General features: G+C 70.9%; 12 protein-coding genes and 2 tRNA genes. 4 read left to right on the forward strand and 10 right to left on the reverse strand.

What is annotated here, in order from left to right:
* The first annotated feature begins 51 nt into the window (after positions 1-51).
* The gene (locus tag ACF07B_RS33725) at positions 52-777 is read left to right on the forward strand and encodes a 3'-5' exonuclease (RefSeq protein ID WP_369483246.1); all 726 of its coding nucleotides are present in this window, start codon (positions 52-54) and stop codon (positions 775-777) included.
* A gap of 66 nt (positions 778-843) precedes the next feature.
* Here ACF07B_RS33725 and ACF07B_RS33730 read toward each other — a convergent pair.
* Both ACF07B_RS33730 and ACF07B_RS33735 read right to left on the reverse strand, forming a co-directional pair.
* Positions 844-915: transfer RNA gene (locus ACF07B_RS33730), tRNA-Val, on the reverse strand.
* A 39-nt stretch (positions 916-954) separates the two neighbouring features.
* Positions 955-1401: an SRPBCC family protein gene (locus ACF07B_RS33735; protein ID WP_384236008.1), complete on the reverse strand. Its 447-nt coding sequence runs from the start codon at positions 1399-1401 to the stop codon at positions 955-957.
* Between the two features lie 87 nt (positions 1402-1488).
* Between ACF07B_RS33735 and ACF07B_RS33740 the strand changes: the two genes are divergently transcribed.
* Entirely contained in the window at positions 1489-3924 is a 2436-nt protein-coding gene (locus tag ACF07B_RS33740) for an SCO7613 C-terminal domain-containing membrane protein (protein ID WP_392181728.1), read from the forward strand.
* Between the two features lie 70 nt (positions 3925-3994).
* Here the strand turns inward: ACF07B_RS33740 and ACF07B_RS33745 are convergent, their stop codons facing one another.
* From ACF07B_RS33745 to ACF07B_RS33775, 7 genes are all read right to left on the reverse strand, one after another.
* Positions 3995-6733, reverse strand: coding sequence for a Tat pathway signal sequence domain protein (locus ACF07B_RS33745; protein ID WP_392181729.1), 2739 nt, complete (start codon positions 6731-6733; stop codon positions 3995-3997).
* 101 nt (positions 6734-6834) lie between these two features.
* On the reverse strand, positions 6835-7452 hold the full coding sequence (locus ACF07B_RS33750) for a hypothetical protein (protein ID WP_392181730.1): 618 nt from the start codon (positions 7450-7452) through the stop codon (positions 6835-6837).
* A 1-nt stretch (position 7453) separates the two neighbouring features.
* Positions 7454-8353 (reverse strand): carbohydrate ABC transporter permease, encoded by a 900-nt coding sequence (locus ACF07B_RS33755; protein ID WP_392181731.1) that lies wholly within the window; start codon positions 8351-8353, stop codon positions 7454-7456.
* Positions 8350-9306: a carbohydrate ABC transporter permease gene (locus ACF07B_RS33760; protein WP_392181732.1), complete on the reverse strand. Its 957-nt coding sequence runs from the start codon at positions 9304-9306 to the stop codon at positions 8350-8352. The genes ACF07B_RS33755 and ACF07B_RS33760 overlap by 4 nt, the downstream gene beginning before the upstream one ends.
* Positions 9307-9317: 11 nt before the next feature.
* Positions 9318-10607 (reverse strand): ABC transporter substrate-binding protein, encoded by a 1290-nt coding sequence (locus ACF07B_RS33765; protein WP_392181733.1) that lies wholly within the window; start codon positions 10605-10607, stop codon positions 9318-9320.
* A 972-nt stretch (positions 10608-11579) separates the two neighbouring features.
* Positions 11580-11651 (reverse strand) — tRNA-Val (locus ACF07B_RS33770).
* Positions 11652-11733: 82 nt separating this feature from the next.
* Positions 11734-12168 carry a TIGR02611 family protein gene (locus tag ACF07B_RS33775; protein ID WP_362398275.1) on the reverse strand — a complete coding sequence of 145 codons (435 nt, stop codon included), beginning with the start codon at positions 12166-12168 and terminating at the stop codon, positions 11734-11736.
* 191 nt (positions 12169-12359) lie between these two features.
* Here ACF07B_RS33775 and ACF07B_RS33780 point away from each other — a divergent pair, with 191 nt between their 5' ends.
* Both ACF07B_RS33780 and ACF07B_RS33785 read left to right on the forward strand, forming a co-directional pair.
* Complete coding sequence (locus tag ACF07B_RS33780; protein ID WP_003959770.1) at positions 12360-12773, forward strand: SsgA family sporulation/cell division regulator; 414 nt, start codon at positions 12360-12362, stop codon at positions 12771-12773.
* Between the two features lie 253 nt (positions 12774-13026).
* Positions 13027-13584 (forward strand): CGNR zinc finger domain-containing protein, encoded by a 558-nt coding sequence (locus ACF07B_RS33785; protein WP_392181734.1) that lies wholly within the window; start codon positions 13027-13029, stop codon positions 13582-13584.
* 85 nt (positions 13585-13669) lie between these two features.
* Here the strand turns inward: ACF07B_RS33785 and ACF07B_RS33790 are convergent, their stop codons facing one another.
* Complete coding sequence (locus tag ACF07B_RS33790; protein ID WP_167455603.1) at positions 13670-13822, reverse strand: hypothetical protein; 153 nt, start codon at positions 13820-13822, stop codon at positions 13670-13672.
* Between the last annotated feature and the right edge of the window lie 43 nt (positions 13823-13865).

The following is a 13865-nucleotide window of genomic DNA, read 5'->3' on the forward strand; positions in this document are numbered from 1 at the left end:
GGCAGAAGACGGTGCGTCAGCTGCCGTGGGTGAACGAGGAGTTGTGTGCGTATGACGTGCTGGTACGAAGGCCCCTTGGCCGCGTTCGACACGGAGACCACGGGCGTGGACGTCGAGACCGACAGGATCGTGTCGGCCGCCGTCGTCGTCCAGGACGCCCCGGGTTCCCGTCCGCGGGTGACCCGGTGGCTGGTGAATCCCGGAGTGCCGGTGCCCGCGGGGGCGACGGCGATCCACGGGCTCACGGACGAACATCTGCAGCGCAACGGCCGCTGGCCGTCGCCCGTGATGGAGGAGATAGCGCGCGAGCTGAGTGAGCAGGCCGCGGCGGGCCGGCCGCTGGTGGTGATGAACGCCCCGTTCGATCTGACGCTGCTGGACCGGGAGTTGCGCAGGCATCGGGCGTCGTCCCTCGACCACTGGTTCGCGTCGGCGTCGCTGCGGGTGCTCGACCCCCGGGTCCTGGACAAGCATCTGGACCGCTATCGCAAGGGCCGCCGCACCCTGACCGATCTGTGCGCGCACTACGAGGTGCCCCTGGAGGGCGCGCACGACGCGGCGGCCGACGCGCTGGCCTCGATGGAGGTCGTCCGTGCGGTGGGGCGGCGGTTCGCGGCCCGTCTCGAACGGCTGTCGCCGTCCGAGCTGCACACGCTCCAGGCGGTGTGGCACGCGGCACAGGCGCGCGGGCTCCAGGCCTGGTTCGCGCGCAGCGGTGCGCCGGAGGCGGTCGATCCGGCGTGGCCGCTGCGCCCGGATCTGCCGGCGGCGGCCTGACCGGGGGCGATGCCGTCGGGCACAACGAAAAACCGGTCCGTCGATGACGGACCGGTCTTCTCCCGGTGGGCGATACTGGGTTCGAACCAGTGACCTCTTCGGTGTGAACGAAGCGCTCTCCCACTGAGCTAATCGCCCGGGAACGGACTGAACAATACAGGTCCCGGCGGGTGGGGTTCAAACCGTTCCGAGGTGAGCCTTCAGTCCGCGCCGTCCCGCGCGCATCATCAGGGCGTGGTTGGCGCGGAAGAAGGGGCGTCCCGGCACGGCGAGCCGCCGCAGCAACGGCGTGGTGACGTGCACGTTCTGGTCGTACCGGGCGCGGGTCCCCGGGCCGGCCGCCTCGCAGGTCCAGCGTGCCCAGCCGTCGAGATCGCCCGACATCTCCATCTCCAGGACGCCGGCCGCCGGGTCCCGGCGCGTCTCGTGCGCGGTGATCGTGATGTCGTACGGCAGGACCGAGCGGATCCTGATGACGGCGCTGTGCTCGTCGACGGGGGTCACCTCGCGCACCTGGGGCCACCAGCGCGGGTAGGTCTCGGCCGCTTCCAGGACCGTGTAGACGTCCGCGGGCGGCGCGGGCAGCTCCCACACGGTGCGGAAGCGGTAGTGGGTCCAGTCCATGGACCGAGTGTGCCCACGCGGCGGAGGTACCGGAAGTACCCGCCGGGCATGTCCGCTGATCTGAGTACGGCGTGAGTACGCGCGCTCATGTCCGGGGGCGTGACCGGGACCACACTGCGAACCATGACCCAGATCCCGTCCCCGGCCGAGGAGTTGCGGCTCCTGGACACCGAGTTGCGGCAACTCGACGCGCGCCGGGCCGTGTTGCTGACCCGCCGCGCCTGGCTGGTCCACGCGCTCCAGCCGACGCCCGTACAAACCGCGCCCCCGGCTCCCGGGGCCCGGCGGCCCGAGACCGGCGCACCCGGGGTGCAGAACGCGCTCCTGCTGCTCGGCGGCATCCTGCTGGCCGTCGCCGCCGTCGCGTTCACTCTGGTCGGCTGGGGGCACCTCGGGATCGCGGGACGGTCGCTGGTGCTCGGCGCGGTGACGCTCGCCGCGCTCGGCGCTCCCGTGCCCCTGCTGCGCCGCGGGCTGCGCTCGACGGCCGAGGCGGTGGCGGGGACCGGCCTCGTGCTGACGGTCCTGGACGCGTACGCGCTGTACGCGGTGGCGCTCCCCCGCACGGACGGCGTCGGCTACGCGGCGCTCGCCTCGACGGTGCTGGCCGCGGTGTGGGCGGGGTACGCGGTCGCGCTGGGCGCGCCGCTGCGGACCGCCGCCCCCGGCGCGCGTGCGTCGCTGCGGCTGCCGCTGCCCGCCGCCGTGGTCGCCGCGCAGCTTCCGCTGCTCCTGTGGGCGGTGGCCGCCTCGGCGGGCGCGTACGCCGTCACGGCCGCCCTGCTGGTCACGGCGGCGCTCGACACGGCACTCGCCCTGCGCCTGCCCGCGCGGCCGGTCCGCGCCGTCGCCGCCGTCGGGGCGTACGGCCTGGGCGGCTGGGGCGCCTTCGCCGCCGGCTGGCTGTCCTGGACGTCCGCCGGTCCGAGCGCCGCCGCCCGTGCGGCGGCGCTCCTCCTCCTCGCCGCGTCGATCGCGCTGACGGCGGCGTGGGGCGCCCCGAAGCCGGGCCTCACCACGAACACCGCGACGGGCATCGCGACGGCCGGCGGACTGATCGGTGTCGTCGCGTCCGGCGGGCTGCTGCGGACGTCACTGCCGGGCGAGTGGACGGTCCCCGGTCATCTGGCGTGCGCGATCGCCCTGCTGGCCGTCGCCCAAGCGGGCGTCCCCACCCCGGTGCGGCGCGGGATCGTCCTGGCCTCGGGGTGTGTGGGGGCCCTCGCCGTGGCCTGGGCCCTGCCCGTGGTCGTGATCACCCTGCTGGGCCCGGTGGGCCAGGCGGGCTCCGTCTGGTCCGGGGCTCCGGCGAACGCGCGGGACGCGGTGACGAACGGCCTGCCCTGGCCCGCGGACGCGGTCACGGCACCGCTCGTGCTCGCGCTCGTCGCCGCCGTCCTGGTGGTGGCCGTCCGAGCCGCCGCCTGGCGTCCGTACGCCCTGGCCTGCGCGCTGACCCTGGCGTGGGCGACGGCCCTCGTCCTGCCGGCGACCCTCGAACTCCCTTACGTGGCCGCGCTGTCGGTCCACGGCCTCCTCACGGCGGCCCTGCTTCGGTACGCCCGCCGGACCGGCCTCCCGGCGGTGGCGCTCGTGCTGGCCCTGGTCACCTCCCTCGGTCTCGCCTTCCTCGCGCTGGCCTCCGAGGGCGCGACCCTGACCGTGCTCGCCGTGCTGACCGCCCTGTTCGCGGCGGCCGCCGTACGGCCCGGCCACGGCCCGGTCGCGGCGCCCGCGGCGCTCGGATACGCGTCGGCCCTCGCCTGTGCGGCCGGCGCCTCACTCGGGCTCCAGCCCCAGCACACGGCGCTGCTCGTGCTGGTCGTGCCCGTGGTCGCCGCGCTGCTCGCCGCACGCGCCGAGCACGGACCGACGACCGTGTCGATCGAGATCACCGGTGCCCTCGCCGGGCTGCTCGCCGTCGCGCTCGCGGTGGCCGAACCGGCGCTGCTGGCCATGGTCCTGGCCCTGTGCGGGCTGATCGCCGCGGGTACGGCCGTACGGGAGGACCGGCGCCCCGTCGGATACGCGGCCGTCGCCCTGTTCGTGCTGGCCTCGTGGGTGCGGCTCGCGTCCTGGGGCGTCGGCTCCCCGGAGGCGTACACGCTGCCGGTGACGGTTCCCGCACTGCTCCTGGGCGCGTTCAGGCGCCGCTCGGACACCTCGGTGTCCTCGTGGACGGCGTACGCGCCGGGCCTGTCCGTGACGCTCGTGCCGAGCCTTTTCGCGGCGTGGGGCGACGGACAGTGGCCACGTCCGCTGCTGCTGGGCGCGGCGGCCCTCGCCGTCACCCTGCTGGGTGCCCGGCACCGGCTACAGGCTCCGCTGGTGCTGGGCGGCACCGTGCTCGTCCTGGACGCCCTGCACGAACTCGCCCCGTACATCGTGCAGGTGGTGGACGCGCTCCCCCGCTGGACGCCTCCCGCACTCGCCGGCCTGCTGCTGCTCGCGCTGGGTGCCACGTACGAGCAGCGGATCCGCGACGCACGGCGGGTGCGGGAGGTGCTGGGGAGGATGGACTAGCGGGCGGTCACCGGCGACCGGTCATGCGGGTATCCGGTCACGTGGGCATCCCGTCACGTGGGCATCCGGTTCACGCGGGCATCTTGTCGCCGAGGAGTGCCAGGTTCTCGATGGCGGCGAGGCCGTAGAGCGCTGTGTCGTTCGTGTAGACCCAGTTGGCCTCGCTGCCCGGCACCAGCGTGACCGGGCCGCTCAGTTTCTCCGTCTTCCAGGGCGAGGACTCGGTGTAGCCGTCGGAGCTGTAGAACTTCGTCCAGGCACGGGTGGCGAGTTGGGTGTCGCCGGTCTGCACGGCGGCGTACGCGTCGAGGCGCGAGTGGCCCTGGAAGAGCAGCAGGGTGCCGAAGTTGCTGCCGTAGCGGGCCGCCTGCTCGGTCTTGGTGGCGTTGAAGTAGCGGCAGTAGTCGAGGTACGCCTCCTTGAAGGCGGGCATGTCGACGAGATCGATGAGTTCGGCGCACAGTTCGTTCAGGCCGAAGACGGCGGACAGGTGCGAGACGCCGACCACCGGCTCGGTGGCGACGGCGAACCGTCCGGTGTCGAGGTCGTACAGGCCGGAGCCCTGGACGAATCCGTTGGGCTGCGCGGCGATGGTCTCCATCGTCGACAGCACCCGCGCCCTGGCCTTCTCCCACTTGGGCCCCTTGCGCTCCCACTCGGTCAGCCACGCCGAGACGAGGCCGCTCCAGTCCGTGCCGAAGCCGATCGACAGCGCGTGCCGGTCCGGCGTGTACGGCTCGGTGCGGATCTTGCGCAGCGGGTCCAGGGCGAGGAAGGTCTCGTCGGAGTCGACGTTCGCGTGCATGAGGTCGCCGACCCGTTCGTCGGCGGTGAGGAAGTAGTAGTAGCGCCGGTAGGTGGTGTTGGCGATGCGCTGCTGTTTGGCGCTGTCGGCGTAGTGCTGGACGCCGTGCCGGGTGCCGAGCCCCGCCCACTGGCCGAGGTGGTAGACGTCGACCTCGCCGGTGTGCCGGGTCATCGCCTCGGCGAAGCGGAAGATGTCCGCTCGGCCGCTGCGCAGGTAGGCGAACCACAGCCACAGGTCCGGCGACAGCTCGGAGTTGTCCCAGGCGTAGCCGCCGACGTCGTAGCGCCACTGGTGCCGGACCGGGTCGTAGGAGTGCATGATGTCGCCGTAGTCCCAGAAGCCGTACCAACGGCGCATCTCCACCTGGTCCTTGTAGTAGGTGAAGAGGAAGTCGAGATGGTCCTCGATCTTCGCCTTGGCGGGGGTGGACCGGTCGGGCTCCGAGTAGAGGCCGGGGCCGAAGACCTGCGCCTTGATCAGCTGCTTGGGCGGGGCGGCGAGCTGCGGCAGCACGCGTACGGCGTCCACCTGTTCGGCGAGCCTCTCGGGCGTGGGCGTCGACTCGTTGGCCCAGAAGAGCAGTTCGGAGGTGCGGGCGATGCCGTAGGGGGTGCCGAAGCCCGGTTCGTAGTCCTCGTAGGTGATGTTGAGGCCTTCGAGCTGTTCGGCGTACGTGTCCTGGCCCATGCCGTCGTGGTAGAAGCGCAGGTCCATGGGCTGCGCCTCGGGCGACCAGAGCCAGAGGGTGACCTCGGCCTCGTCGGTGTGGGCGTCCCGGATGTCGAGCTGGGCGGGGAACTTCTCCCAGAAGTCCCGCAGCCCGAAGGAGAATCCGCCGCTGGGCCCGCCGACGTATCCGAACCCGGAGGCGCGCCGGCCACCGCCCGCGGCGATCCAGCCGTGCCCCTTCCTGGTGCGCTTGCGCAGGGTGAAGCCGTCGGCGGAGAGCTGGGAGAGGGTGTAGTCGCCCCACTCGGGGATGTACTGGAGCCGGGTGGTGACCCGCTGGTCCCAGGTGGACGGGTCGGCGAGCTTCTCGCCGGCGAACTGGGCGGCCTGGACGGAGGCTCCGGGGTCGCGGCGCAGCCCGGTGACGCCCTGGACGGCCTCGCGCAGCAGGCCGGTTCCGTCGCCGCCGACGCGGATGTGCCGGTCGTAGGCGGCGTCCCGCATCGGCACGGTGAAGCGGACGCCGAGCCCGCCCACGAAGTCGCCGCTGCTCTTCCCGGGTTCCTGCTTCCCGTCGAAGGTGATCGTGTGCACCATGCGGAAGGAGTCGGCGCCCGCGTAGAAGTACAGGCGGACCGAGAAGGGCAGCCAACTCCGGTCGCCCTTGCGGTGCTTGCCGTCGACGCGGACGACGGCCCGCACCGGGCCGTCCTGTTCGACCTCGGCCGCGGAGATCGCGCTCTCGAAGCGCTCGGACTTCGCGGTGCCCTGGTCCTGGTCCTCGATCTCCGGCCGGCGGATGAGGACCAGGCGGCCGTTCCTGGCGATCTCGGTCGTACCGCGTGTCACGGACTTGACCAGCGCCGAGCCGCTCCTGCCGATCCTCGCGGTGATGACCCCGGTCGAGACGGTGATGGTGCCGCCGCTCCTGTCGACGGTGACCTTCCGCTCCGGCGCGGCGGCCTCCCCCGCCGTCAGCGTGAGGGCACCCGCGTCCGAACTCACCGCGTGGGCGGTCCACTTGAGGGAGCCGTCCGGCCAGTAGGCGATCGGCCAGGACTGCACGGGGACGGCGTTGCCGTCGGCATCCGTCAGCGCGAACGTCTGGTCCTGCTGGTACGCGCCTCTGGGCCAGGGCACACCGACGGTGGACCCGGGGGCGGCGCCGAGGCCGCCGTCCTCCAGCCAGTCGAGGCCGACGGGATCCGGGTCGGCGGCCTCGGCTCGGGGAGCGGCCTGCGCGTTCGTGGTTCCGAGGGCCCAGCTGAACTGCGCGGCGGCTCCGGCGACGGCGGCCGCCTTGAGAAGGGACCTGCGGGGGATGGGCGACATGGTCTTTCCTCTCCTTACAGAATGGTCAGGGTCATGACAGTCATGAGGGCGCGGCGGAACGGGGCCGGGCGCTCGGCGCTCCGGCCCGCAGGAGTGCGCGCTCAGCGGCGCCGCCGGCGCTCCTCGACGGCGACGGCCGCCGCGGCCAGGGCTCCCAGGACGGACACCGCCAACGGTGCGACGAGCAGGGCGGAGCAGACCACCACGGCCAGTCCGCCGACGAGCAGGAACGACCCTGCGGGATCGAGGACGGTCCGGCGTCCGGCGTCCGCGAGCAGCCCGCGCCAGGCCGCTCCCGGCTCCCAGACAGCGGCCGCGCGCAGTCCCGCGACGACTCCCCCGATCAGCGCGAGGAGCCCGACCGCTCCGACGAACGGCCCACCCGGGATTCCCGCGCGCACGGCCTGGACGTCCACCCGGACCGCCGCCGCCCCGGCCCAGCCGGCGACTCCGACCAGCCAGCCGCCGCGTGCGGCCGCCCGGAAGTCGGCGACGAACTCCCGCCGTCCGCCGCCCTCATGAGCCGTACGCCGGCGCAGATGCCGCGCGCCGGCCGCGAACGCGGCGGGAACGGTCACGAGCGGCAGCGAGGCCACCGCGATCCACACGCCCGTCAGCAGACACTCCGCGAAGACGGCGAACCTCTCGGCGAGAACGGACTCCCGGGGCGTCCTGCGGGCTCGCGCCCCGGCGCGGGTCCTCGACTCGGTGACGGTCATGTCAGCCCTTCAGTCCCGAGGTCGCCATGCCGTCGATCAGATAGCGCTGGAAGGCGAGGAAGAAGAGGAGCACGGGCAGCAGCGCCACCAGCGACATCGCGATCATGCCGCCGTAGTTGGCGACTCCCTCCTGGTCGCGGAACATCATCATGCCGAGCGAGACCGTGTACTTGCCGGGCTCGTTCAGGTAGATCAGCGGGCCCATGAAGTCGTTCCAGGCGTTGATGAAGGTGAAGATGGCGCTGGTGATGAGGGCCGGGCGGCACAGCGGCAGCACGATCGACCAGTAGATCCGCAGGTGCCCGCAGCCGTCGAGCCGCGCCGCCTCGTCCAGTTCGCGCGGCAGGTTCCGCATGAACTGCACCATGAGGAAGACGAAGAACGCCTCGGTGGCCAGGTACTTGCCGATCAGCAGCGGCACATAGGTGTTGATCAGCCCCGCCTTCTGGAACATCACGTACTGCGGGATGAGCAGCACGTGATACGGCAGCAGGAGCGTGCCGATCATCAGCGAGAACAGCACGTTCCGCCCGGCGAAGCGGATCCTGGCGAAGGCGTACGCGGTCAGCGAGCAGGAGATCAGGATGCCGGCGACGGAACCGAGCGCGTAGAAGAGGGAGTTCTGGAAGAAGGTGGCGATCGAGATGTCGGCGATCCCGTCGGCGAGCCCCTTGAAGTTGGCCAGGATCGGGTCGGCCGGGAACAGGTCCAGGCTGCCGATGATCTCGCGACTGGGCTTGAAGGAGGCGCCGAGGACCCAGATCACGGGGTAGAGGACGACCGCGAGGACCAGCAGGGCCCCGAGGTGCCAGGCGAGCGAGCCGGCGCGCCCGCGTCCGGACCTCCCGGGGCTTCCCGAGGCGGTCGCGGAGCCGAATGCCTTGCCGGTGACACTGCTCATCGGGCGTCCTCCTCGTAGTGCACCCAGCGCTTCTGCGACCAGAAGAGGACGGCCGTCACCAGCGCGACGGCGAGCAGCAGCATCCAGGCCATGGCGGAGGCGAAGCCCATCTGGGACTCCCTGAATCCCTTCTGGTAGAGGTAGCAGGTGTAGACGAGCGTGGCGTCGGCCGGACCGCAGGTGGCGTTGGAGACGACGTACGCCGAACCGAAGATCTGGAACGAGTGGATCGTCTCCAGGAGCACGTTGAAGAACAGCACCGGGGACAGCATCGGCAGCGTGATGCTCCAGAACCTGCGCAGCGGTCCCGCGCCGTCCACCTCGGCCGCCTCGTACAACTCCTTCGGCACCTGCTTGAGCCCGGCCAGGAAGATGACCATGGGGGCGCCGAACTGCCAGACGGTGAGCGCCACCAGGCTGTAGAGCACCCGCTCCGGGTCGCCGACCCAGCCTCCGGAGGGGAAGCCCAGGAAGGACTGCGTACGGTCCACGACGGCGTCGTCGGAGAACAGCGCGCGCCAGACGAAGCCGACCGAGACGCTCGCGCCGATCAGCGACGGGGCGTAGAACGCGGCCCGGTAGAAGGCCTGGCCGCGGCGGCTCCGGGCGAGGAGCAGGGCCACACCGAGCGCCAGCAGCAGTTTGAGCGGCGTACCGATGACGACGTACTTGGCCGTCACCTCGACGGACTTCTGCCACCGGGGGTCGTCGAACATGGTGGTGAAGTTGTCGAAGCCGATCCACCGCGGCGCGTCGAAGAGGTTGTAGTCGGTGAAGGCGAAGTACAGGGAGGCGGCCATCGGGCCCGCGGTCAACAGCAGGAAGCCCGCGATCCAGGGCGACATGAAGAGATAGCCGGCGAGGTTGTCCCCGCGCCGCCGGCGCTTGTCGGCGGCGGGGGCCTCGGGACGTCTTTGTGCCGCGTCGGGCGGAGAGTCCTTGACGAGCGTCACGGCGGTTCCCATCAGACGGCGAGGGCGGTCTTCGCCTCGGAGAAGAACTGCTTCACCGCGTCGGAGACCTTGGTGGTGCCCTGCGACATGTCACCGCCTATGCGCAGGAAGGCGGACTCGACGGTGTCGGCGCCTGCCGGATGCGGGGTGATGGTGCCCAGCACGCCGGCCGCCGCGACGTCCTGCTCGTACTGCGCGATCGCCTTGCTCGGGGCGTCGGCGGGCTGGAACGCGTCGAACTGCTCGGTGGTGGCGAGGATCCCGCGGTCGTAGCCCATGATCTTGCCGACCTCGGGGTCGTGGACCATGAAATCGATGAACCGGGCCACTTCTTCGGGGTGTTTGGTGTGCGCGGACGCACTGAGCATCAGCGAGGCGAGGTATTGGCCGGTCTGCTTGCCGTCGCTCGTCGGGATCGGCGCCAGACCGTAACTGCTGTCACCCTCGGCCGTATAACGGACCGTGAAGTTGTCCCAGGTGAACTCGGAGGCCGCGTGGCCCGCCGAGAGGGAGGACTTGGGCTTGTCCTGTTCGACCCGCTTGGGGTCGGTGATGATGCCGGCCTTCACACGGTTGTAGCCGTCGGTCCACCACTCCGTCAGATCGGCCTCGTCGAAACCGAGTCCGTCCGCGGTGAAGAACGCCTTGCCGTTCTGCCGGAGGTAGAGGTCGTACAGGTACATGATGCTGAAGTAACCCGTGTCGCCCGCGACCTTCTGCGTGTCGTGAATCTTCTTGAGCGCGGCGAAGTACTCGTCCCAGGTCCAGCCCTGCTTCGGCTCGATACCGGCCTTCTCGAACACCTTCTCGTCGACGACAAGTGACATGGTGTTGGATCCGACGGGAATTCCGAGCTGCTTTCCGTCGACCTGGCCGACCTTCTCCATGCCGGCGCGGAAGCCTTTCAGGCTGAGATTTCCGGCGTCTATCTGGGACTTGAGGTCGAGCAGGATCCCTCGCTTGTCGTACTTCCGCAGAAATCCGACGGCGTTCTGGAATACGTCCGGCGGATTTCCGCCGGCGGCCTGGGTCTGGAACTTCTCCCAGAAGGCCACATAATCCTGGAAGTCCGTCTGCACCTTGATCTTCGGATACTTCTTCTCGAAGAGCGCGATGGACTGGTTGATCCGCTTCGCCCGCTCGTCCGCACCCCACCAGGCGTAACGGATCGTCACCGTCCCGTCCCCGGCGCCGCTTCCGCTCCCACCGCAGCCCGTCGTCGCCGCCAGCCCCAGCGCGGCCACCGAAGCCCCGGCCGCCTTCAGTACCGTCCGCCTCTCGACACTCCCGTTGTTCCCCACTGCCGGGCCTCCCCGCAACGTCGACGCCGCCTGCATGAATCGTTTCAAGTAAGCGCTTGCTGGCACAAGGTACGGAGGCACCCGGGGCGCGTCAATGATTCGGACAGGAATTGATGTGCGGCGGTCGGATCCCGTCGCGGCGGGCGCCTCACCCCATCCGGGGCACTCGCGCGGGAGTACGCAGGTCGGGCCCGCGCGGTCGGCCCGCCGAACATCCCGTGGACGGCGGGGCGGCTGGGTGGCGCGGCCGAAAACGTACTGTTGCGAGGGGTGCTGACGGGGTGTCGGCGGGGCCGGCGGAAACGGAGCGTGAGCGCGCGGCGACGCTACCGGGGCGCCCGCTTCACGCCCCCTGCCCACCCGACCCGCACCTGGGACTCCGCCCGGCACCGGTGCACTCGTCGCCTGTGGCTCCCTCCAGCACCGGGGCGCCCACGCCGTGAGGCTCCGCCCGGCACCGGCGCTCACCCCCTGGGGCTCCGCCCCAGACCCCGCTCCTCAAACGCCGGAGGGGCTGAAATTTCCCCCGCCTCGAAGGGTCGGGCCGGAGGGCCGAATCTTGCCCCGCCGCGAAGGGTCGGGCCGGAGGGCTGAATCCTGCCCCGCCGTGAAAGGGCGGGCCGGAAGGGCTGGAACCTTCTACGGTCCGGCCGCCACGGCCACCACGGTCCCTCCCGCAGCCGGGAGCGCGCGGGAGGGGCCGTGCCGGTACATCACGTGCCCGTCGCTTACGTCCGGATCGAGCAGCGGTTCGCTCCCGGACTGACGTCGGATCCAACGGCGACGGGCGGATGTACCGGCACGGCCCCGACCCCCCACCGGACCGAGACCCGCAAACGCCGGCGCAGCGAACCCGCACGGCCCCGACCCCCCACCGCAAACGCCGGCGCGAGCGAACCCGCCCGGCCCCCCGGGAACGCGAAAACGGCCCCGGTCCACGGTGTCGTGGGCCGGAGCCGTCTTTCCTACGTGTGGGCGATACTGGGTTCGAACCAGTGACCTCTTCGGTGTGAACGAAGCGCTCTCCCGCTGAGCTAATCGCCCGGGCGCAGAGAGAACATTACCCCATGTCAGGGGGTGGCTTCGACCAGCCGAGACGGCCCCGACGACGTCCGGGCCGGCCGCGTCATTCCTTGATGCTCCACGGCATCACGAAGCCGAACTTCCAGAGGTACACCCCCACCAGAGCGGCGACGATCACGAGACCGATCGAGGTGAGGATGATGTTGCGACGCCGGACCCTGGGGTCGAGCGCCCGCTGCGTGGCCTCCGTGACCTTGCGCTTCGTCCAGCGAAGCACCAGCTGCGCCCAGACGAACTCGGTCGCCCAGATCGCCATGCCGCCGAAGATCACCAGCCAGCCGGGCCCCGGCAGCGGAAGCATGATCACGCCCGCGGCCACGACCGCGAGCCCCACGACGAAAACGCCCACCTGCCAGCTCACGTGCAGCGCCCGGCGGGCCTTGATGTAGTGAGGCGCCCGTGAACCGAGCGCTCGCTCATTGTTCGCCCCGTCGCCCGCCGTGGCGACCTCGCCCGACTCGTCACTCCCCGTATTCATACGACCAAACCCTACCCGAGAGAAACCAGTCACCGGAATGGCCCTATCCGGAGAACGCGCCCTCGGCCGGATGAGTTACATAAAGACATGCAAAACCCTCAGAGGGGTTTACAACGGCACCGTAGGTGGCATGTCGATTTCGCCGACGTGCGAATCCCCGAGCGCACACTGAGCGAAAGGCCCTGGCGCTTATGAACACCACGGTCAGCTGCGAGCTGCACCTGCGCCTCGTTGTGTCGAGCGAGTCCTCACTGCCTGTACCCGCAGGACTGCGGTATGACACGGCCGATCCCTATGCCGTGCACGCCACCTTCCACACCGGAGCCGAGGAAACCGTCGAGTGGGTGTTCGCCCGCGACCTCCTCGCCGAGGGCCTCCACCGGCCCACCGGTACCGGCGACGTCCGAGTCTGGCCGTCCCGGAGCCACGGCCAGGGCGTCGTATGCATCGCCCTGAGCTCTCCGGAGGGTGAAGCCCTGCTCGAAGCCCCAGCGCGGGCCCTGGAGTCATTCCTGAAGCGAACGGACGCAGCCGTGCCCCCCGGCACGGAACACCGGCACTTCGATCTCGACACGGAGCTCTCACACATCCTGGCCGAGAGCTGACGCGTCACAACAGAGCCGCCCGGCGCCGTCCACTCGGGGAGACGGCTCGGGCTCAGACAATCGCATAGGGAAGGCGCCGGCGTCGGCACCGCGGAAGGTTCGCGGTGCCGGCGCCGCTGCGCGTCCACCGGTACGGGCCCCCACTCTCGCGCTCCCAGGCCCACGCGCCCGTCTCGGCCGCGCCGCGAAGCCACTACGATCGGCCAGCATCGGGCGGGCGCCCTCGCCCGACCCCCAGGCCAGGGAGCGAAACGTGCTGATCACCCACGACACCCGGTGCGCACTCGACGCCGTGGTGGATCTGGTGAACACCGCGCCGGAGGACGAGACGGCGGACGGGCTCGCCGACGTGCCGTCCCTCGCCGACTTCGTACGAAAGCACGACATCAGCGATGTCGGGGTGCTGTCGGAGCGCGATCTGGCGGCCGTACGCCACGTACGCGACCTGTTCGCCGGGATCTTCGCCGCCGACGATCCGCGGACCGCCGCCTCGCTCATCAACGAACTGGTCGCGGCCGCCGGCACCACACCCCGGCTGACGGACCACGACGGGTATGACTGGCATGTCCATTACTTCGCACCGGGCGCCTCGGTCGCCGACCACCTCGCGGCCGACTGCGGGATGGCGCTGGCCTTCTTCGTGGTCGCCGGAGAGCAGGACCGGCTGCGCCGCTGCGAGGCCCCGGACTGCCGACGGGCCTTCGTCGATCTCTCCCGCAACCGCTCCCGCCGCTACTGCGACAGCCGCACGTGCGGGAACCGGCTCCACGTGGCCGCGTACCGGGCACGCCGCAAGGAAGCCGCGGGCTGACCGCTCGCACCACGGAGAGGGGTCCGGCATCTCGGCCGGACTGACGGAGCCCTCGGCGGGTGACGCCAGGGGCTCCGTGTACAGCTCAGAGCAGCAGCAGGTCGTGCAGCGAAGCCATGAGCAGCAGACAGCCGATCACCGCAAGGAAGATCATCAGCGGCGGCTGGGAGAGCGCGAAGAGACAACCGCGCCGCTCCTCGGGGGGAGCAGCGGTGTCGCTCGTTGTTGTGTCCAGCATCTCGCGGGCGATGATGACGCAGAGCGCGCCTGCTTCGCGATCA

The organism is Streptomyces sp. NPDC015532, assembly GCF_043078065.1.
Taxonomy (GTDB): Bacteria; Actinomycetota; Actinomycetes; order Streptomycetales; family Streptomycetaceae; genus Streptomyces.

Bases quoted from the DNA above. Each gene is read 5' to 3' on its own strand.
- ACF07B_RS33745 (WP_392181729.1), bottom strand. From the start codon at position 6,733: ATGTCGCCCATCCCCCGCAGGTCCCTTCTCAAGGCGGCCGCCGTCGCC.
- ACF07B_RS33735 (WP_384236008.1), bottom strand. From the start codon at position 1,401: ATGGACTGGACCCACTACCGCTTCCGCACCGTGTGGGAGCTGCCCGCG.
- ACF07B_RS33750 (WP_392181730.1), bottom strand. From the start codon at position 7,452: ATGACCGTCACCGAGTCGAGGACCCGCGCCGGGGCGCGAGCCCGCAGG.
- ACF07B_RS33780 (WP_003959770.1), top strand. From the start codon at position 12,360: ATGAACACCACGGTCAGCTGCGAGCTGCACCTGCGCCTCGTTGTGTCG.
- ACF07B_RS33755 (WP_392181731.1), bottom strand. From the start codon at position 8,353: ATGAGCAGTGTCACCGGCAAGGCATTCGGCTCCGCGACCGCCTCGGGA.
- ACF07B_RS33790 (WP_167455603.1), bottom strand. From the start codon at position 13,822: ATGCTGGACACAACAACGAGCGACACCGCTGCTCCCCCCGAGGAGCGG.
- ACF07B_RS33740 (WP_392181728.1), top strand. From the start codon at position 1,489: ATGTCCGGGGGCGTGACCGGGACCACACTGCGAACCATGACCCAGATC.
- ACF07B_RS33725 (WP_369483246.1), top strand. From the start codon at position 52: ATGACGTGCTGGTACGAAGGCCCCTTGGCCGCGTTCGACACGGAGACC.
- ACF07B_RS33775 (WP_362398275.1), bottom strand. From the start codon at position 12,168: ATGAATACGGGGAGTGACGAGTCGGGCGAGGTCGCCACGGCGGGCGAC.